The following is a 21,268-nucleotide window of genomic DNA, read 5'->3' on the forward strand; positions in this document are numbered from 1 at the left end:
GATAAAGTTAAAAACGCAACCATAACCAAGGTTGCGTTTTTTGTTTAGAAAAAAAACGAACACTTCCAGCAAAAATCAATTTTCAATAGCTAAAGAAATGGTTAAGTTTGCTAATTATAAGCTATGCAATTAATATTTAGATACATACTATTTGTTTTTATTATTGGTTTTGGAAGCGTTGCTCATGCTCAAAATCCAGTAATACAACATATGTCTAAAGTCTCAAATCTTCCAGATGTTGAGTTTTATGATATAGCCGAAGACAATCAAAACTATATTTGGCTTGCTGCAAACAAAGGTTTATACCGTTACAACGGAAAAAACTACAAACACTTTAGTCATCCTCAACAAAGAGGGAATTCTCTTTTTCAATTAAAGTTTGATACTGAAAACCGACTTTGGTGCAATAATATTTACGGACAATTATTTTATGTTGAAAACGATAGCCTAAAGCTGTTTTATGACGCTAGTAAATTAGTAAATGGACAATTAGCAAATTTTGAAATATTAGAAAACAGCATACGTTTATTCACTGTTATTGGCATTTTTGATATTGATAAAAGCACCAAACAAGTTACCGAAGTGTTTAAAGGCATGTGTATTACCAATGCTAAAGATAACAGAAGCAACTACACATTTATAATTAATCATGAAGGCGATTTAGAGCGTCATCGATTATACAAATTTGATAACAATACAAGTATAAAAATACTTGAAATTACAAGTAGTAATCGTATACAATCACCAAGAATTTTCGCCTTTAAAAACACTGTTTTTTTTACGCACAAAAGTTCTAATGGAAACATCATTTATAAAATAGATAAAACAAACAACACATCAAAAAAAGTAGTAACGCCTGCTAGATTAAAAAATGAAACCATTTACAATGTTTTAAATATTGAAAACAACTATTGGTTTTTAACCAGTTCTGGTGTGTTTATTTATGGTTTTGAAAATGAAAACTTCACGTTTAAAGAACAACTTTTTAAAACAGAATCTATTACAGATGTTCAAGTAGATTTTAATAAAAATTATTGGTTTACAACTTTAGATAATGGTGTGTTTGTATCACCTAACTTAAATATTCGTCGTGTTGAATTATCAAATTTAGACTCTAAAATCACAGCTTCTGTTGCGTTACAAAACAATCAATTTGTCTTAGGAACCAATGATGGTAAATTACTGTTTTACAATCATAATCAGTTAATAAAAACACTGCAATTACCAGGTAAAAAAATTATTGGGAAACTTTTTTTTGATGCGCAAAGCGATAAACTTATAGTTAGTATTAATGCTTCAGAATCGTTTGTAGTTAATTTAAAAAATGACATAATTTTAGATGTAAATAACCGATTTTCAGTTGCTAAAACCTTTTCTAAAATAGATGATAACATCTTGTTTTATGGTAATTATCGTCAAGGTATTGTGTATAAAAATCCGTTTAATCATCCTGAACAACAAATCCTAAAGGAAAGTCGTGTAAAAGCTTCGGTGATTTCTAATAATCATTTATTTGTATCGTACATCGACGGACTTTACAAATACAATACGCAAACATTTAATGCAGAAGAAATCTTATTCAATTCTAAAAGTTTATTGGTTAATACACTAACAAAAACTAACGGTACAGTTTGGATTGCAACTCAACACAACGGATTATTAAAATACGAAAACAATACGCTAAAACCTTCAGAAATTAACCTTCCTGAAAATCTTCAAATTAACGCTATTCATGCCGATGGTTTAGTGCTTTGGATTTCAACCGATGCTGGATTATTTGAATATCATACAAAAACACATCAGCTTAAATCGTTAAGTGCGCAAGATGGTTTAAATACAGCGGTTAATGATTTTTTAATGCTTCAAAATCAAATTATTGTAAGCTTGCCTAAAGCATTTTATGTGCTACCAAAATCAGACGCATTGTTTAAAGCTTTTAAAACAGCCAAGGTTAGGATAGAAGCTGTAAAGATTAACGACCGCGATACATTAGTTGCAACTAACTACAAACTGCCTTATAATTTAAATAAAATTGATATTTCGTTTAACTCAAACGGATTTCAATCTAACCAACACGTAAGCTACCAATACCGCGTTAAACAAATTGATACAAGTTGGCAAAACATACCGCTAAACACACATTTTGTTACTTTTAATAGTTTGTCTAGCGGCACCTATACTTTTGAATTAAAAGCCCAAAATTTAAGTGCACAACAAGCTGTTTTTGCAGCACCAATAACCTTTGTAATTGCTAAACCATTTTGGGAAACCTATTGGTTTTATGGTTTAGTTGTAGCAGCAATTATTGGTTTAGTTTGGCTGTATTTTAGATGGCGATTACAGCAAAAAGAAGCACAACGTATTGCGGAAATTGATAAAATTTTAATCGATAAAAAAATAACCAATTTAAGGTTAGAAAACCTGCGTTCGCAAATGAATCCGCATTTTATTTTTAATGCGTTGAATTCTATTCAAGATTATATCATATCCAATGAAAAAGAATTGGCAAGCTCGTATTTAGTGAAGTTTAGCCGATTAATCCGCATGTATTTAGATTACAGTCAGCAAAACGAAATTACTTTAGAAGAAGAATTAAACGCCTTAAAACTGTATTTAGAATTAGAAAAAGTGCGTTTTGAAGACGAATTGGAATATACAATTTCGGTTGATAATCAGTTAAAAACAAAACAAATAAAAGTACCGTCATTATTCATTCAACCGTATGTTGAAAATGCTTTAAAACACGGATTGTTGCACAAATTAAACAACCGAAAATTACATATTGAAGCGAAAATTATTCAGCAAAATAAATTAGAAATTACCGTTGAAGATAACGGAATTGGTCGCGCACAATCCGAAAAATTAAAACGACCAAACCAACAGCACAAACCATTTGCTACTAAAGCTAATGAGGAACGTGTGCATCTTTATAAAAACAAATTAAAGCGTGATATAGCCATAACTACCAACGATTTGTATGACGAAAATGACGTTGCTGCAGGTACAAAAGTGGTCATCACCATGCCAATACATTAAGATATGAAAGCGATAATTATAGACGACGAAAAACGCGCCAGACATTTACTGTCAAACTTGCTAACCGAACATTGTGCAAGTATTACTAGTATTGAAGAAGCACAAGATTTAGCATCTGGTGTAGATTTGATTAAAACCAATAAACCAGATATTGTTTTTTTAGACATTGAAATGCCAAATCAGTCTGGATTAGATATTTTAGAATACTTCCCAAACCAGATAGATTTTAAAATCATTTTCGTTACAGCGTACAATCAATATGCAATTGAAGCTTTCAAATTATCGGCTGTAGATTATTTGTTAAAACCAGTAGATACAACCGAGTTAAAAGATGCAGTTGCAAAAGCTGAAGAAGCCATAAAAGCCAACAATTTAAACGACCAGTTAAACAAGTTACGAGACTCGTTAAAGCAACTTTCAATGGACAAAATTGCTTTAGAAATCCCAAAAGGAATCATGTTCGCATCGCATAATGATATCGTCTATTTTGAAGCCGATGGCATGTACACCAACGTGCAACTTATGGATGGTAAACAAAAAACCATTTGTAAACCCTTAAAGCATTTTGTAGAGCAATTAGAACGCAATGCGATGTTTTTTAAATGTCATCGGTCGTATTTAATCAACTTAAAATATGTAGATGAATTGGTTAAAGATGATGGCGATTACTTACTAATGAACAATCAAAAACGCATTCCAATTTCAAAATCTAAACGCGATCAGTTTTTGGACGTGATTAAAGAAACGTTTATGTGATTTTCATTCAGAAAGAAATTAGAGCTATTCAGAAAAATCTCACTTAATTTAGCCTTGTTTGATTGTTGTTTTGTAGTTGAATATTAAAATAAATCTCAACTACAATGAAAAAAACATTACTCTTATTAACCTTTTTAATAGCGACTGCATCGTATAGTATACAAGCGCAAAATGTTAACATTCCCGATGCTAATTTTAAAAGCTATTTATTAGCAGACGCAGCCATTAACACCAATAACGACTCAGAAATTTCTGTAGCAGAAGCACAAGCATTTTCTGGTGAATTATTAATTAATGGTTTGTCAATTTCAGACTTAACAGGAATAGAAGAATTTATAAACATTACACGATTAGATTGTTACAATAATAATTTAACGTCTATCGATGTAAGCAATAATCTAGCATTAACACGTTTGCACTGTTCTGATAATCAAATAGAAACGTTGGATATTAGTGCAAACACATCAATTACAGATATACAATGTCATAACAATGGTGTTTTATATGAATTAAACATTGCCAATGGTAATAACAGTAACATTAACTGGATGAAAGCTTATGGAAATAGTTTATCATGTATTCAAATAGATGCTGGTTTTACACCACCAGCAGAAGCCGGAATATATAACCAAGGTTGGACTAAAGGTACCTCTGCATTTTATAGTGAAGACTGTGCTGCATTAAATCAAATTGTAAATATTCCAGATGCTAATTTCAAAAGTTATTTAGTAAACAATAATAGTATCAATTTAAATGGTGATACTGAAATTACAGTGGCAGAAGCACAAGCTACAACAGAGCTACTTATCAATGGTTTGTCAATTTCAGATTTAACAGGTATTGAAGCCTTTACCAATTTAACACGTTTGGATTGTTACGCAAATAATTTAACGACTATTGATGTTAGTAATAACACTAATTTAACACGATTACATTGTGCAGATAACCAAATTACCACACTAGATGTTAGTGATATTCCTACATTAGAGCAAGTTCATTGCCAAAACAATCAATTGGTAGAGTTAAACGTAGCCAACGGAAATAACAGCAATTTTAGCTACATGAAAGCGTATAATAATGCAAGTTTAACATGTATTCAAGTTGATGCAGGTTTTTCACCACCAGCAAATAGTGGTCAATATAACCCAGGGTGGACTGTAGACGGTCAATCGAGTTACGGTGAAAACTGTATTCCTTCTATATTTTACGTAAATGCCAATGCAATAGGTGCTAACGATGGTAGCTCATGGGCAGATGCTTTTACAAATGTAACTGACGCTTTAGCACTTACCAATTTAAATGATGCTGTTTGGGTAGCAAAAGGAACCTATACATTAGCAGATAAAAACACACCAATAGCTGTTAGTACAGATGAAGTGGATATTATTGGAGGTTTTGCAGGAACCGAAACGACTCTAGCTGAAAGAGATATAACAGCTATTCATACTACAAATGCTACCATTTTTACTGGAGATATAAATGGTGATGATATTGATGGAGATTTTTCATCGAACAAAACAGATAATGCAGAGCGTTTATTTGAAGTAACAGCTAGTGATGTGACTTTTGATGGGATTATTTTTGAAAATATTTACGATACATCTACATCTGGTGGTGTTGAAGAAAACGGCGTAATCTTTATTCCTAATAGTTCAAGTATTAATAACTTAAAAATTAAAAATTCGGTATTCAGAAGTAATTATTCTAATGGTTATTTACTTAAAATGAGAACATTAAACGGAGGCTTACTTATTGAAAACACCAAGTTTATAAATAACACCATTGTTAATAGAGGATTGGTTTATGTGCAATCTGATAGTACAAACGGCTATATTTTTACACGTTGGGCTAACGTTTTAGTTGCTGATAACGATATTAATGTTGCGGCTTTAGATATTTACAGAGAAGATTGGAATAACGGAAGCACTTTAGATGTTATAATTAATAATAGTACGTTTGTTAATAATGATTATAATGGTACTTATGGCAATTCTATAACGGCATCAGGTAATGGTAGTGTAAACCTAAATGTTAATAATACTATCTTTTGGCAGAATACAGTTAATGGTACAGCAGCAACTAGAGATATTTCCAACGGATTAGTTTCTACTTACGATGTGTTTATTAGAAATTCTATTGCAAATGTATCATCAAATGCCGGAACTTACGGGGGGACATTTAGTGCAACAAACGTAACAACTTTAGATCCAGCAACAGATAATTTAAATTTAGATGCCGAATACAAACCAACATCAGCTTCAAATTATATTGTTGATCAAGGTGATAACGCTTACTACGATGAAGCTTTATTTGGCGATTTAGATTTATCAGGTAATGATAGGGTTTTTAATACTACAATAGATTTAGGAGCTTACGAGTACAATTCTACATTAAGTGTTGATGATATTTCTTTAGATGAAAACACAGTAAAGTTATATCCAAATCCAGCAACAGACGTTGTAAATATTAAAACAAATCAAACTATTAAAAACGTAGCTGTTTTTAACGTTAATGGTCAAAAAGTACTTGATATTGCTAATCAATCTCAAATTAATATTTCTAATTTACCAATAGGAATGTACTTTTTAAACATAAACACTAACCAATCAAATCAAACAATAAAAATCTTAAAACAATAATTTTTAAAATGAAAAAATTAAACAAACTTGTAATTTTATTTTGTTTTGCTTTAACTGCATTAAATTGTTCTTCAGACGACGATAACAACACAGAACAACCTCAAAATACAAATGTTATTACTTTAAATAATGAAACTTATGTTGTTAATAGCGTTATCGTAGAGCCTGCATTAGGCGATAATACATATGTAAGTTTTTCTAATAAGACAGAAACTGAACTTTTAGATGCCATAAATAATGGTACTCAACTTGATAATGTTAATGTATTTAATATACGTATTAATCAAAGTCCATTAGCAGAACAAACATATAGTTTTTCTGATATGTCTAATTTTCAATTTGAAGAAAACGCTCAAATTATTGATGGAGAATTAGAAGATGGTGATATATTATTAGATAGAAATAATTCTAATACTAATTTAAACGCATCTACAGGTAGTTTAACATTAGAAGTATACACTACAGATCAAATTGAAATTAGTTTTCAGTTTACTAGAAATGATGGAACTGAGATTTCTGGAACTTACAATGGCAGTTTTTTGTATTTAGCTTCAGATGATTAAGTCCTCTGAATGGAAGTCATAAAAAAAGCGCTCATAATTTATGAGCGCTTTTTTTATATAAGGTATTTTGGATTTAGCTATTCAACATCACAGGCATCACCAACATGGTCACTTGTTCACCTTCATCCAGGCCATCCACAGGAGTTAAGATACCAGCCCTGTTTGGTAAGCTCATTTCAAGTTGTACCTCGTCTGATGTCAGATTGTTTAACATTTCAGTTAAAAAGCGTGAGTTAAAACCAATTTGCATATCATCTCCTTGGTAATCGCAGGTTAAACGCTCTTCGGCTTTATTACTGTAATCGATATCTTCAGCAGAAATATTTAATTCAGCACCTGCAATTTTCAATCGGATTTGATGTGTGGTTTTATTTGAAAAGATACTCACACGTCGCACAGAATTTAAAAACTGTGTTCTATCAATTACTAGCTTGTTCGGGTTTTCCTTAGGAATAACAGCTTCGTAATTTGGGTATTTTCCGTCAATCAAACGACAAATTAAAACGGTATTTTCAAAGGTAAACTTGGCATTGGAATCGTTATATTCTATAATCACTTCATCATCACTGGCAGCCAAAATCCCTTTTAAAAGATTTAAAGGTTTTTTGGGCATGATAAATTCTGTGGTCTGACTAGCCTGAACATCTTCTCTTGAATACTTAACCAATTTATGCGCATCTGTAGCCACAAAGGTTAAACCTTCGGTAGAAAACTGAAAGAACACACCACTCATAACAGGGCGTAAATCGTCGTTTCCTGCAGCAAAAATGGTCTTGCTTATGGCTGTTGCCAAAATATCTCCAGTAATGGTTGTAGAGCTCGCGTCTTCCAAAGAAACAGCTTTAGGGAACTCGTTGCCATCTGCATATGCCAAGGCATATTTTCCATGATTGGAACTGATCTCTATGGTATTGTTTTCTTCTACCACAAAAGTCAATGGTTGCTCAGGAAAGGTTTTTAAGGTTTCCAAAAGCAAACGGGCAGGAACGGCAATGCTGCCGCTATTATCACTTTCCACTTCAAGTTTAGCAGACATGGTTGTCTCCAGGTCACTAGCTGAGATTATAAGTTCTGTATTGTTTAATTCAAATAAAAAATTATCTAAAATAGGTAAGGTGTTTGAGTTGTTTATAACACCTCCAAGAACTTGAAGCTGCTTCAGTAAATAGGTACTTGATACTATAAATTTCATGTATGTTAAATACGTTTTATGTTCGTTTAATTAGTATTACAAATATATCGTATAGCAGCTAATATAGGAAACAAACTTATTAACAAAACATTCGTTTGAAAAAGGGAATCTGAAAGGGAAACCATTCCTTTACCTTGCGTATTTCTTTTTTCTGTAAAAGTTGAAAACAAACCCGAAAACGCCCAATATTACTAAAGGCAGCAAAATATTGAACAATTGCCATTTGGTTTTTTCCAAGCCTACTTTTTGGTAATCCAAAAAGGACACTTCAATTTCTTTGGATCGAATGTTTATAAGTCCGTTGTCGTCCAACAGGTAATTTACAGCATTCAGCAAAAATTCCTTGTTGCCATACAGCTGTCCAGAGCTTCTATCGAATCCTAGTTCTATAGGTCCGTTTTTGCCCAATTCGTTTTTTATCACATCACCATCGGCAACCACAATCATTTTGGTTGGTTTGCTGGTGTTTTTTTCCTTGGAAAGGGGGAATGGTTTTACACGATTGTTGTATACCGAAGTAAATTCCCCTTCCAGTAAAACAGCCATGGGCTGATGAGGTTTGTTGTATAGTTTGGGGTCTGGTTCCATAGTGGTCATTTCCAAACTTATTTCCCTAGGTGTGCCATCGGTTTTGGACAAGATGGAACTTTGAAGTAAAATGGTTTTCTGGACACTGTTTTTTAAGGTGTCTATTTGATTGGCAAAATCAAATTTCACCAAATTGATATTGTTCACAATAGGATGGTGTCCTTCAGGATTTACCAATGGCGAATAAAACCATGGGAATTGCTGAAAACGCGCTTCGCTACCTTCGCCAATGGCCAATGTTATGGGAGCAGAGTAGAGGTCGTTTATTAAAACTGGATTGATCCTAACGCCATATTTAAAAAAGAAATCCGTTAGATTTAAATCCCTGGCTATGGCCACACTTTTTCCAGTGTTGTACAAGCTGTCTTTTTCCATGGCAACAGCATCTATAAGCCAAAGGCTTTTGCCTCCAGACATGGTATATTGGTCCAGAACAAACTTCTCGTTTTCTGTAAAAGCTTCGGTAGGTTTGGCTGAAACGATTAAATCAAAATCCTTTAATTGGTTTAAGGTCCTTTCGGGATTGTTGGCAATACTATCCAGTGTAAATGGAGCCAAATTGTAATATTCCGATATTGTTTTAAGGAAATCTTCAATATAACGTCCTTTAAGCTCGCCATTGCCAATTAAAAAGGCCACTTTTTTGTTTCTTGGGTTTACCAATTTGCTGAAACCATCGGCAAAGGCATATTCCAAATGTTGTACCGAATGACTGACCAATTCTTGCTGAGTGGCACCTATTTTATTTTTCACCAACGGTATGGTTACTGTTACGTCGTTATAACTGGCCAAAGCCCAAGGAAAAATTACTGCCTGACTGCTTTTGCCGTTTTCCTCAACACTTAATTGCATAGGTGTTAAACCACGATTGTTGAGTTTTTGTATGTTGGCTTCCCTGTTGGCCTCATCTGCCAAAGGATCGATAAAATGAAAAACAATGTGTTTGTTGTGCGATGCAAATTCTTCCAGGATCTGTTTGGTTTCCAATTGCAATCGTCTAAATTCCGAAGGAAAACCCTCTCCTTCCAAAAATACATCAATTAGAATGGGGGAAGCGACATCGTCTATAATATTTAAAGCAGAATCACTTATAGTGTAGCGTTTGTCGGAGGTTAAGTCGAAACGCTCATAATGGTTATTGCTAATGGCATTTATGGCCAATAAGCCAATAAATAAAAAACTTAATAGCAAAACCTCTTTTTTTTGAAGTCCCTTGGTTGTAATGCGTTTGCTGGTAAGAATCAAGAAAAACAGCGTGACGCTTAAAAAGTAAAGGATATCACGTGTATCCAACACACCACGACTCATGCTTTTGTAATGGGTACTCATGCCCAATTGTTCAACAAACATACTGGAAAATATGTCTGCAATACCTTCAAAACCAATGTAAAAGACAATACAAATAAAAACTGCCGAAATAAAAGCCACAATTTGGTTATCTGATAAGGTGGACGTAAACACCCCAATGGCTGTGTAAGCTGCCACTAAAAACAACAACCCGAAATAGGATCCTAAGGTGCTACCAACGTCCAAATTCCCAATGGGATTCCCTAATTGGTAAACCGTATAAACGTATAAAAGGGTAGGGAGTAAGGCAATGAGAATTAAGATAAAGGCACCTAAATATTTCCCTAAAACAATATTGAATAAGGGTATGGGCTTGGTAAGTAAAAGCTCTAGAGTTCCCTGTTTTTTCTCGTCGCTAAAACTACGCATGCTAACAGCAGGAATCAAGAATATCAAGACCCAAGGTGCTAACAGGAAAAAAGAGGACAAATCGGCAAAGCCATTATCCAAAATGTTGAACTCGCCTTTAAAAAGCCATAGAATAAGACCGTTCAGTAATAAAAAAAGAGCAATAACCAAGTAACCAATAGGCGAGGCGAAAAACGAGTTTATTTCTTTTCTTAATATGGCGAACATGTTTTTTAGGGATTAGGGGTTAGTTGATTGTTGATTGACGATTGTTGATAATTGTTGAATTTTTAATAAGATGACGTTTAGATATCAAAATTATATTTTTTCATATTTTTTCAGACACAATTGCACGAATATTTATTTTTTATTTAAAAAAACTCAAAACCTTAAATCTTAAACCTTGAATTTTAAACCTTAAACCTCAACCCCACAACTAAAAATACTTTCATTCAAGAGAAGCCACTTTATCCACGCTCCAAGCTTCTGGTTTGGCATTGAACAAAGGCTTGGTTTTGCTCCAAACCTCTTTAAAAAGTTCAGAATGCCTGTAAGTTTCCAAATCGGCTTCCGTATCCCAATAGCTATAGGTAAAAAAGATATGGCTATGTGTTTTGTCTCTATACAGTTCTAAAAACTGACAGCCTTTAAAATGTCTTATGCATTCTTTGTTTGCATTAAAATGGGATAGAAATTCATCTATATGTTCTTCGTGGAAACTCATTTTAACAAGTCTTACAAACATTGTATTATGTTTTATTCATTTATAAAATTCACGCTTATGGCATCCATTAAATCCAAGCCCATTAAGGTAGAAGCACTACCAGAGGTTTGGCTGTTGCTTTTGTAAACGGCAATTTCAAGATAATTGGAAGAGTTGAAAACCACCAAACTTTTGCCTTCGTCGTTTCTTTTTTCCAAGGGTAAATCAAAGTTTACCACATCACTGTATTTAGAATATATTTTTTTAAAGGTGTAATTCCTGGCCGAAATTTCAAAAGCCCTTCCTTTTTGGATTTTCTCAAAGAACGCTTTTTTTATGTTACTTATTACGTTTCCATAATTATCTATGTAAATCACGCTGCCCACAATTTGGTTTTCTTCGTCGTTTACATAAGGCATCAGGTTTTTTATTGGTTTAATACTGTCTATTACTTTCCCAATAACCTCTAAGGTGCCACCTCTGGCAATATGGCAAGCCACTTTTACAAACACGTCAAGAGCAGGAAAGCTGGTTTCTATTCTATCGTGAATATTGATTTCCACAATTTTTTCTGGAGCTATTTCGGCACAAATCATGCTCATGATCCCGTTGTTGGCACAAATAAAATAATGATCGTCCAGTTTCATGGCTATATGTTTGTTTTCAATATTCATCTCAGAATCTATACCAATAATATGGATGGTGCCCTTAGGAAAACTACTGTAGGCATTTTGAATGATATACGCAGCTTCAGGAATGTTAAAAGGGGAAACCGAGTGTGAGATATCAACAATTTTTATCTCAGGCAATTCGGTGTAAATAGCTCCTTTTACTGCGCCAGCAAAGTGATCTTTCTCTCCAAAATCTGTTGTTAAGGTTATGATAGGCATGGATTAATTGTTGATATTTTTTTAACCAAACTCACATGAAAATTGTGTAGCTTTGTTTAAGCACAAATCTAATAAATCTTAATTGATATTTTTAATTAAATCCCATAGCTTTTGAACGAAATCATTATCGAACTTGAGGAAGTCTCTCCTAAAGAATTTTTTGGAGCACAAAATGCAAACATCGAATTATTGAAAAAATATTTTCCCAAACTAAAAATTGTTGCCAGAGGGAATAAAATAAAAGCCTATGGAGACGAAGACCTCTTAGAGGAGTTCGATAGACGCTTTAACATGCTCATGGAGCACTATATAAAATACAACAAGCTTGATGAAAACGTCATAGAGCGCGTGCTTACCAGTCAGAGCAAAGACGACTACGCCACAAGCGATGCCAGTGGAGCCACCATAGTACATGGTGTAAACGGAAGGCTGATAAAGGCACAAACAGCAAACCAAAGAAAATTGGTGGAGCTTATGCGTAAAAACGATATGGTTTTTGCCATAGGTCCAGCTGGAACAGGTAAAACCTATACAGGAGTTGCTTTGGCCGTTCAGGCCTTGAAAAATAAGGAAGTGAAACGTATTATCCTTACACGTCCTGCTGTGGAAGCTGGGGAAAACCTGGGTTTTCTTCCGGGAGATTTAAAAGAAAAGCTGGACCCTTACATGCAACCCCTTTATGATGCGTTAAGGGATATGATTCCCGCTGAAAAACTGGCCCATTATATAGAGAATGGAACCATACAGATTGCACCATTGGCCTTTATGAGAGGAAGAACCCTAGACCATGCCTTTGTTATTCTGGACGAAGGTCAAAACACCACACATGCACAAATGAAAATGTTTTTAACCAGAATGGGTCGTGATGCCAAGTTTCTACTAACTGGAGACCCAGGGCAGATAGATTTACCACGAAGAACCATTTCCGGTTTAAAGGAAGCCTTATTGATTTTAAAGAACGTGGAAGGTGTTGGCATGGTATTTCTGGACGATAAGGATGTCATTCGTCATAAGTTGGTTAAAAAAGTCATTGAAGCTTACAAAAGCATAGAAAACAGGGAGTAATAACTAAAGGTGTAAAACCTTAGTCTAAAATTTCCGATAGTATTATATAAAGAAAACCAGTTTTTTAAGACTGGTTTTTTTTGGTTTATCCCAAAAGGGTTCATCTTCTTGTAAATCACATCGTTAGTGCATGGTTCCAATAATTCTATAAACAATCCCAATAATTGTATAACTTTTTTCATCTTATAATACAGACATTTGTAAGGAATCAAAAAAAGTAACAACATGAAAAAATTATTTTTAGTAGCATTCTTATTGGGATTTGCTCCAATATTTGCGCAAGAAACAGACATAGAAGATGTAGAACTTACACCAGATAATTCCTGGTTGAAATTAGGGCTAACTGCAGGAGTGCCTATAGGTGATGCCAACGATGCCTCGTCATTTGCCTTTGGGGCAGACCTTAGGGGACAGTATTTGTTCAACCCAAATATTGCCATAGGCTTGGCTTCGGGTTACACCCATTATTTTGGTAAAGACAATATAGATGATTTTGGAGTTATTCCAGCTGCAGGATTCTTTCGTTATTACTTTACACCAGACGGTTTGTTTTTAGGGGTAGACCTTGGATATGGCTTTTTGGCCAATATAGACAATAATGATGGTGGTTTGTATGTAAACCCTCAAATTGGGTATCATAATAGGGACTGGAATTTTTATGCCTATTACCAAAACACCTTTGCAGAAAACGAATTGGATATTCAAAATGTTGGGGTAGGAGTGACCTACAATATCAGATTCAATTAACATATTATATAAACACAATAGTTAAAAGGGGACAGTTTCATGTCTCCTTTTTTTATTTAGATTTGTATGCTGAGAGGAAACAAATTACTTTTGCATAATAACCAACAGCCAACTTTAAATGAACACAATTACCGATACCAATTTCAACTTTCCTAAGCAAAAAAGTGTTTATAAAGGAAAAGTAAGAGAAGTTTACAATATAAATGATGACCTATTGGTCATGATTGCTACAGATAGACTTTCGGCTTTCGATGTGGTCATGCCAAAAGGTATTCCATACAAAGGACAAATCCTGAATCAGATTGCAACCAAAATGATGAAAGCCACTGAAGACCTGGTACCAAATTGGCTTTTGGCATCACCAGATCCCAATGTGGCAGTGGGACATTTATGTAAGCCCTTTAAGGTGGAAATGGTCATTCGTGGGTATTTGTCTGGACATGCAGCTAGGGAATACAAAGCAGGAAAGCGCATGCTATGTGGTGTAGCCATGCCAGAAGGGATGAAAGAGAACGATAAATTCCCTTACCCTATTATTACACCAGCAACCAAAGCTGAAATGGGAGACCATGACGAAGATATATCCAGAGAAGATATTTTAAAAAGAGGTATTGTTTCAGAAGCTGATTATTTAGTATTGGAAGATTATACCAGAAAACTGTTCCAAAGAGGTTCGGAAATTGCAGCTTCCAGGGGCTTGATTTTAGTAGATACCAAATATGAATTCGGGAAAACCAAAGAAGGAAAAATTGTTTTAATTGATGAAATCCATACACCAGACTCCTCGCGTTATTTTTATGCTGACGGTTACCAAGAACGTCAGGATAGAGGGGAAGCACAAAAACAATTATCTAAAGAGTTTGTACGTCAGTGGTTGATTGCCAATAACTTTCAAGGCTTGAAAGGACAAACCGTTCCTGAAATGAGTGATGAATATATAACAACTGTAAGTGAACGTTATATTGAGTTATACGAAAATATTACAGGAGAAACTTTTGTGAAAGCAGATGTTTCTAATATACAGAGTAGAATTGAGCAAAACGTTTTAGGGTATTTGAAAGCCTAAATTATTAAAGTTAGAATATTAAAAAGCCTGCATTTGCAGGCTTTTTTATGCGTTTTTTTTGATTAAAATTCTCTTACTGCTCTAACACGATCTGAATAAGTAGGCTTCCAATAAGCATATTGGCCTCCGTTATCATATAGTGCTTGTTTCCATGCATAATCAGCATCATATTCAGAGGAACTCCAATATCTTTCATTACCAATCTCTGTTCCTCCATTTGCTACAGCAGTTGCATTAATGAGGTCTTTATGAATAAATAATAAATTTAGTTCATCCTTACTTGGTAAGAACCACCCATCTTTTCTTTCACCATCAATAATTACTGAATAGTATGCACAGAGACCTGCTGCATTTGGTCCGTTACCCTGAATATAACCGTTTAGAATATCAATAGTATTTTGTTTACCTGTCCCAATTTCTGTTCCATCAGCTCCTGGAATATCTCCTACACCTCCATTCCAAATAGCATAATAAGTGTTACCATCTGTAAGGTCTGTTATAGAGCATACTAAACCGTGTTCTCCAGTGGCATCTAAATAAATAATAACACCACCTTCATGATAATCACCAATTTCTAAGGCATTGTTTTCTGGAATATTTTCTTGATTGTCAACAGCTGGTGAATCATCATCGTTATTACAACCAACAAGAAAAAATAAGCTACAGGTTATAAGTAATGTAGTTTTTAAAGTTTTCATAAGCTTGCGAATTGGTTTTATAATGTAGATGCAGAAACTATAAAAAGGTTGCGTGAAAATTACTGCTAACGTTTTTGCATATGGAAAGTTGCGTGTTTGTGTGCGAGGATTTTCCGAAGGAAAATCAGATGCAAGCAAACAAGCAACTCACATTGGTTTAGCTAAAACTAGCAATTAATTTTATACGTTGTGCCTGTTGCACAACTATTCAAATATAGTTTAAAATTTCAAGAATTGCCTGAAAGTTCTTATTTTTAGGGATGCAAGGAAAAAAAGAGTATCAAGAGAAATTATTCAACAATTTTCAGTTAAGTGTTCGGGTACCGGAACACAATTTCACAGGGACCTTTTATGAAAGCCAGGCGACAAAGTACGGTAGAACCTGTATTTGGGACCCTCACCCAGTTTATGGGCTTAAGAAAAGTGAATACCCTAGGTATTAAACAGGCCAATAAATGTATGCATCTCTCGGCCATTGCTTATAACTTAAAAAAGTACTTGAAATTCACCCAAAAACGCACAAAAAGTGGGGCGGCAAGTCTACGCTTCGTTTTTTACCGTTTTAAGGCTGTTATAAACGTCATTTTAAGCCCATATCATCAACTTCAATTTACATTGTAACAGCTAGTAAAAAATAACAAACGCCCTTAAAATGGGCGTTTTTGTGTCATGTTTTTATAAAATCATGGGGTTGTGCAACGGTTACGATTATTAGCGGTAGTTTTTATTATTTCGTATTCTGTATGTTCTTATTATATTTTCTAATTCTCTGTGTGTTACATTCAGAGAGTCAATTTCTATTTTTTCAAACTCGTCTTCATCGTAGAAATAAATCAGATAGGATTTGGCTGATTTCCCATAACCTTCTTGAACAACTTCTTCACTTTCAATATTCGACCAATTTTTAAACTCCACGTTTTTAGTTTGGATTCCATTCGAGTCAATTATTATTTTTGGTTTGGTATCGAGTGATTTTCGAAATTCCTTTATTGTGCTATAAAGTCCAATTCCAGTCATAATTGCGCCTAAAATATATTGCTTGGTTTCTCCTTTAGTGAAAAAATAAATTCCAACTCCAATTATTAAAATCGAAACTCCGAGTTCAAAATAGTTATTTGCTTTCGAATAGTGAATTTCTATTTTAGGTGGAAGAGAGTAATCTTCTCTATATTCATCCTCTTGCTCAAATTTCTTTTCAATTTTTTTAAGTTTACTTTTATCCTCGGTATTTCTGATTTCCGTTTTTTCGAAAATATTTCCGTCATTCCAAATCAATTTTTCTTGGATGGCTCTTTTCTTTAATTCGTGTACGTTTCTTACATTCTCAAATGCCCAAATTCTCCATTTGGTAATCATAAAGCTCCAAATTAACCAAGCTAAAACAAACCCTATTAAAAAAGCTATTCCAATTCCCCAACCTGGAATTAAATTCTGTTTTGATAAGTATAAAGCCAAAGCTGGACAGCCAATAATTGCGATAAATACAGGAACGTTTACAATTAAATGTCCTCTTTTTATGGCTTTATCTACTGTTATTTGTTCTCTCATTCTGATTTGGGCTCAATTTACCGCTAACGGCAGTCTGTCTAATAACCCTGCCTTAATTTTTGTTTAGTCAACTAAATTACAAAATTAGTTTTAGACTGTTATTACTAATTGATTATTTGTCTTTGGTTTTAAAAATGTCTTTAAAAGGCTGTAAAATGTTTTAATATGGACTAAAATGACAGTATAGCACAGAAAGTAGGGTGCCTTTCCAGTCTTTACTATGTTCCAAATTCTTTTAAGATTGTAAGCAATAAATATTAAACCGATGTCAGCGCTGGCTCTTTGCCTTGTTCTTTTAGTTGTGATGTGATCAAAACCCCATTGTCTTTTCATGGTTCCATAGGGGTGCTCAACAATTGCCTGTCGCTTCTTGTAGGCGTCTGGATTATGCAGAACCCTTTCAGCATTTTGTTCTATGTATTTGTGAAATTCGCTTCTTTGAATGACTTTTCCATTAACTATAGAAGTGGTGCATAAGTCTCTTACAGGGCATCTTTTACATGCTTTAGTTTTGTATTGTTTAAAGTGGTAGTTTCGTCCTTTGTAGGTACTTCCATTACTTTTTAACAGATGTCCTTGTGGACATGTGTAAGTATCTGTTTGTGGATTAAAAATAAAGTGTTCTGAATTATAGTTAGGGTCTGGCGCTTGCGATGCTCTTCCAATTCCAGGTATGGCAACCAATGTTTTTATACCTAGATTGTTGGCTGTTTTAAATTCACTTCCAGTGTGGTAGCCTTTATCATAGAGTGCTGTAAAGGTATTTGTTCTTAATATGGATTTAGCTCTTTGTAGCATGAGCCCCATAGCCTTGGAGTCGTTGTTATTGGTAACCAGATAATCGATAGGTATATTATTCTTGGCATCTACGGTAGATTGGATACAGTAGGCAACTTCGGTAATGTTATTGCGGACTATCATGTGCTTGCTGTCTGGATCAGAGGTGGATATTTGTGGTTCACCCGATTCTTTTAGTTGTTTTTCAAGTTTTTCGTATTGCTTTCTGCGTCCTTGGTGTTTATCAATGTCTTTCTTGATTTCCTCTTTTTCGTTTTGAGTTTCACTCTGCTCCAGGGCTTTGTTGTACTGCTCCAATTTAGTGTCAATGTAATCTAAATGACGCTGTATTTTCTTCTGATTAAAATTGTTTTTCTTACTGTTTTGTGCTCTAAACTTCGTGCTATCACCAGCTATAAGGGTTGCACCAATAAGTCCAAAATTTCTGGCAATGCTAACGGTGGCAAAAAAAACTTTTTTGATTGCTTTTGGATTATCCCTTCTAAAATTACTGATAGTGTTGTGGTCGGGAGTAAGTGACTCTAACAACCACATGACTTCAATATTTCTGCGACATTCTTTTTCAAGCACACGGGAAGAACGCACACGGTTTAAATAGCCATAGATGAATAGTTTTAATAGAACTGAAGGATGATAAGCTGGTGGGCCGTTTTCTGTATGGTCTTGGCGAAATCCAAGATCTGCTAAATCCAGCTGATTTACAAATTGGTCAATGGCTCTTACGCTGTTGTCCTGTTCTATAGAATCTTCCAAAGAAATAGGAAAGAGGCAAGTTTGTTTTCGGTCTTTTCCAGAGATATATTTCATACCATTAAGATACAAAAAACTAAAAAAATCACCTACTGGTTTTTATTAAAAACTATGAGAAGTTATTAGACAGTCTGACGGTTTTGTGTATGGCTCGTTGCGGAAAATCAGCTATGATTTTCCGCCGTAAACCGAAGATAGCAAATTGCAATGAATTCCGATTAGGAATTCAGCCGCAATGAGCTATACACGTTGTGGTGTCGTTTTTTTATAGTCTAATAATGTTTCGATATCAGTGTTGTAATTTTTAAGAATCATATTTATTTTTCTTTTGTCAGATTCCAGTTTTTTTAACTCTTTTCTATTCTTATTGAGTGGCCAAAATCCCATATATATCAATTGAATTCCGATAAGATTGAGAAAAAACATTACTGAAAAATATTTCCAATTTCCGTAGTCAAATTCCGGTTCAAATGCTGTTATAAATCTAGTTGTCAGTTGAGAATAACTTCCAACTATTATGGTCAAACCTACTATACCAAAAAGGAATAAATTCAAATAAACTGAAGCTTTTCGTTTTTTTAAATGCTGAATTTGACCTAAAAATTCAGGAACATAGCTTTTAAATTCATTGCTGAATTGTATATCAGGACAGGTTTTGTCAAAGGTCGGTTTTTTGTCGGTCAAACCACAAGTCAATCCGATTTTCAAATCCTTTTTGGGAAATTTACATAAATCACAATGTTTGGCTTGAATCATTTATTTAGAGCTTGTTGAGAAATGCACCACAACGTGTTTGGCTATGGTTTCGTTGCGTGAAAATCCGCGAGGATTTTCCGCCGAGAACCGAAGATAGCAAATTTGCGAGGACTTTCCGAGAGGAAAGTCAGAAGCAATGGACTATAGCCGTTGCCCATAGTTATTTTTCCACCCACATTTTATCAATCAGTTTCAAAAGTTTTGTTCGGTTCTTTTTGTCCTTTATAAATTGAGGTAATTTTGCTGACATTGACATTCCGTTCCGTTCTCTCAAATCCGCCGAAATGTAGTTTTTCAAGTATTCCAAGTGGTCATAATTTAATGCCCACAATGTATTCCCTTTAAATTCTTCTTGTAGCCAAAGTGAAACTCCAAAAATCTGGTCTTTCGCGCCGTTTTGATTGTCGAAAACCATCTGTTGTGAAATATTTCGAGGTTGGTGCGTTTCTGTGTCGCCACAATTTTCACACTTTACTGTAATTGATTCTTTTGGTTCTTTTAGATTTGGAATTGTTTTTTCAATTCTTTTTCCGCAGTTTGAGCAATTTTTCCTCAATTCAAGTCGGTAGTGAACTAATTCATTTTGTCTTGCAGTCAATCCGCAATTCGCACAGTTTAGTTCAGAGTTTTTGTTAGCGTACCATTGGAAAATTCCCTTATCATTTTTAACAATCGCTCGTTTTGAGCAAGCAGGACATTTCACAAGAGTATTTTTCGACCAATTCTGAATATTTTGGTCTTTATCTCTAAATATCTTTTGTTCCTGAATGTTCGTCATAATTAAGGGCAACGTGTTTGTATAAGATTAGTTGCGTGATTTAAGCACTAAAGTTAGCAAATAAATCACAGATAGAAAGTCCGCGAGGACTTTCGTAAGTAGGCTTTAACCAAGCAATTAATTTTATACGGTGTGCCTGTTGCACAACTATTCAAATATAGTTTAAAATTTCAAGAATTGCCTGAAAGTTCTTATTTTTAGGGATGCAAGGAAAAAAAGAGTATCAAGAGAAATTATTCAACAATTTTCAGTTAAGTGTTCGGGTACCGGAACACAATTTCTACCGTCGTTTAAAAGATGTTTTACATTTGGATTTTCTATATCGAGAGACTAAAGGGTATTACGGGAGCAGTGGCCAAAAGAGCATAGATCCCGTGGTGTTCTTTAAACTGTGCCTGGTAGGGTATCTGGAAAATGTCACCAGTGACCGTAAGCTCATAGAGCATTGCAACATGCGTTTGGACATTCTGTATTTTCTGGGTTACGATATTGATGAAGAGTTGCCCTGGCACTCCACCATCAGCCGTACCCGGGGACTGTTCCCGGAATCTGTTTTCGAAGGCGTATTTACCAGGGTTTTTGAATTATGTGTATCGGCAGGTATGGTCAGTGGCCATACCCAGGCTATCGACAGTGCCCCGGTAAAGGCCAATGCCTCCATGGATAGTTTGGAACTGAAAGTTCCCGAAGCCGATTTAGAGTCGCACCTTCGTGAAGTTCGCCATATCAGTAAACGGGATAAAGACAGACCCCTACGTCAGGCCAAAGGCAATAAGGCCGATAAAGACCAACAAACCTTATCGGCTACCGCCAAGGAATTACAGGCCATAAAAAGCAGGAACACCAAATGGGCGAAGGACCAGGACCAGCGTCCTGGATCTGGGAACAAAGGCAGTCGCTACACCAGTAACAATACCCATTACAGCCCCACCGATCCCGATGCGCGCATCAGTGTAAAACCCGGTAAGGCCCGAAAGCTCAATTACCAGAGCCAGCTTAC

General features: G+C 34.7%; 18 protein-coding genes. 9 read left to right on the forward strand and 9 right to left on the reverse strand.

Annotation, left to right across the window (positions count from 1 at the left end):
• Positions 1 to 123: 123 nt before the first annotated feature.
• The 4 genes from AACY93_RS10795 (at position 124) to AACY93_RS10810 (ending at position 6,994) form a co-directional block, all read left to right on the forward strand.
• On the forward strand, positions 124 to 3,036 hold the full coding sequence (locus AACY93_RS10795; protein ID WP_286852744.1) for a histidine kinase: 2,913 nt from the start codon (positions 124 to 126) through the stop codon (positions 3,034 to 3,036).
• A 3-nt stretch (positions 3,037 to 3,039) separates the two neighbouring features.
• Positions 3,040 to 3,792, forward strand: a complete 753-nt coding sequence (locus AACY93_RS10800) for a LytTR family DNA-binding domain-containing protein (protein WP_286852743.1) — start codon at positions 3,040 to 3,042, stop codon at positions 3,790 to 3,792.
• A 104-nt stretch (positions 3,793 to 3,896) separates the two neighbouring features.
• The gene (locus tag AACY93_RS10805; protein WP_286852742.1) at positions 3,897 to 6,431 is read left to right on the forward strand and encodes a T9SS type A sorting domain-containing protein; all 2,535 of its coding nucleotides are present in this window, start codon (positions 3,897 to 3,899) and stop codon (positions 6,429 to 6,431) included.
• An 8-nt stretch (positions 6,432 to 6,439) separates the two neighbouring features.
• On the forward strand, positions 6,440 to 6,994 hold the full coding sequence (locus tag AACY93_RS10810) for a hypothetical protein (protein WP_286852741.1): 555 nt from the start codon (positions 6,440 to 6,442) through the stop codon (positions 6,992 to 6,994).
• 73 nt (positions 6,995 to 7,067) lie between these two features.
• Here the strand turns inward: AACY93_RS10810 and dnaN are convergent, their stop codons facing one another.
• From dnaN to AACY93_RS10830, 4 genes are all read right to left on the reverse strand, one after another.
• Positions 7,068 to 8,186 (reverse strand): DNA polymerase III subunit beta, encoded by a 1,119-nt coding sequence (dnaN, locus tag AACY93_RS10815; RefSeq protein ID WP_286852740.1) that lies wholly within the window; start codon positions 8,184 to 8,186, stop codon positions 7,068 to 7,070.
• Positions 8,187 to 8,315: 129 nt separating this feature from the next.
• Entirely contained in the window at positions 8,316 to 10,697 is a 2,382-nt protein-coding gene (gldG, locus tag AACY93_RS10820; RefSeq protein ID WP_286852739.1) for a gliding motility-associated ABC transporter substrate-binding protein GldG, read from the reverse strand.
• 220 nt (positions 10,698 to 10,917) lie between these two features.
• Entirely contained in the window at positions 10,918 to 11,214 is a 297-nt protein-coding gene (locus AACY93_RS10825; protein WP_007651286.1) for an antibiotic biosynthesis monooxygenase family protein, read from the reverse strand.
• 11 nt (positions 11,215 to 11,225) lie between these two features.
• Entirely contained in the window at positions 11,226 to 12,062 is an 837-nt protein-coding gene (locus tag AACY93_RS10830) for an SAM-dependent chlorinase/fluorinase (protein WP_286852738.1), read from the reverse strand.
• A 111-nt stretch (positions 12,063 to 12,173) separates the two neighbouring features.
• Here AACY93_RS10830 and AACY93_RS10835 point away from each other — a divergent pair, with 111 nt between their 5' ends.
• From AACY93_RS10835 to AACY93_RS10845, 3 genes are all read left to right on the forward strand, one after another.
• A complete protein-coding gene (locus AACY93_RS10835) occupies positions 12,174 to 13,127 on the forward strand; it encodes a PhoH family protein (RefSeq protein ID WP_007651277.1) in 954 nt (317 codons plus the stop codon).
• A 225-nt stretch (positions 13,128 to 13,352) separates the two neighbouring features.
• Positions 13,353 to 13,874: a hypothetical protein gene (locus tag AACY93_RS10840; protein WP_007651275.1), complete on the forward strand. Its 522-nt coding sequence runs from the start codon at positions 13,353 to 13,355 to the stop codon at positions 13,872 to 13,874.
• Positions 13,875 to 13,992: 118 nt separating this feature from the next.
• A complete protein-coding gene (locus AACY93_RS10845; protein WP_007651267.1) occupies positions 13,993 to 14,940 on the forward strand; it encodes a phosphoribosylaminoimidazolesuccinocarboxamide synthase in 948 nt (315 codons plus the stop codon).
• 62 nt (positions 14,941 to 15,002) lie between these two features.
• Here the strand turns inward: AACY93_RS10845 and AACY93_RS10850 are convergent, their stop codons facing one another.
• Positions 15,003 to 15,638, reverse strand: a complete 636-nt coding sequence (locus AACY93_RS10850) for a DUF1566 domain-containing protein (protein WP_007651265.1) — start codon at positions 15,636 to 15,638, stop codon at positions 15,003 to 15,005.
• Positions 15,639 to 15,989: 351 nt separating this feature from the next.
• Here AACY93_RS10850 and AACY93_RS10855 point away from each other — a divergent pair, with 351 nt between their 5' ends.
• Positions 15,990 to 16,259 (forward strand): transposase, encoded by a 270-nt coding sequence (locus AACY93_RS10855; RefSeq protein ID WP_339611953.1) that lies wholly within the window; start codon positions 15,990 to 15,992, stop codon positions 16,257 to 16,259.
• 90 nt (positions 16,260 to 16,349) lie between these two features.
• Here AACY93_RS10855 and AACY93_RS10860 read toward each other — a convergent pair whose 3' ends face one another.
• The 4 genes from AACY93_RS10860 to AACY93_RS10875 all read right to left on the reverse strand — a co-directional run bounded on the left by AACY93_RS10860 (position 16,350) and on the right by AACY93_RS10875 (position 20,268).
• Positions 16,350 to 17,186 (reverse strand): hypothetical protein, encoded by an 837-nt coding sequence (locus tag AACY93_RS10860; protein ID WP_007651939.1) that lies wholly within the window; start codon positions 17,184 to 17,186, stop codon positions 16,350 to 16,352.
• 90 nt (positions 17,187 to 17,276) lie between these two features.
• Entirely contained in the window at positions 17,277 to 18,791 is a 1,515-nt protein-coding gene (locus AACY93_RS10865) for an IS1182 family transposase (RefSeq protein ID WP_339611957.1), read from the reverse strand.
• Positions 18,792 to 18,974: 183 nt separating this feature from the next.
• Complete coding sequence (locus AACY93_RS10870; RefSeq protein WP_339611959.1) at positions 18,975 to 19,490, reverse strand: hypothetical protein; 516 nt, start codon at positions 19,488 to 19,490, stop codon at positions 18,975 to 18,977.
• 160 nt (positions 19,491 to 19,650) lie between these two features.
• Positions 19,651 to 20,268, reverse strand: coding sequence for a hypothetical protein (locus AACY93_RS10875; protein WP_339611961.1), 618 nt, complete (start codon positions 20,266 to 20,268; stop codon positions 19,651 to 19,653).
• A gap of 203 nt (positions 20,269 to 20,471) precedes the next feature.
• On the opposite strand from AACY93_RS10875, the gene AACY93_RS10880 reads away from it, so the two are divergent.
• On the forward strand, positions 20,472 to 21,268 hold a 797-nt coding region (locus tag AACY93_RS10880; protein ID WP_339611963.1), incomplete at its 3' end, for a transposase.

Origin of the sequence: uncultured Xanthomarina sp. (assembly GCF_963971605.1) — a bacterium.
GTDB classification, from domain to species: Bacteria; Bacteroidota; Bacteroidia; order Flavobacteriales; family Flavobacteriaceae; genus Xanthomarina; species Xanthomarina gelatinilytica.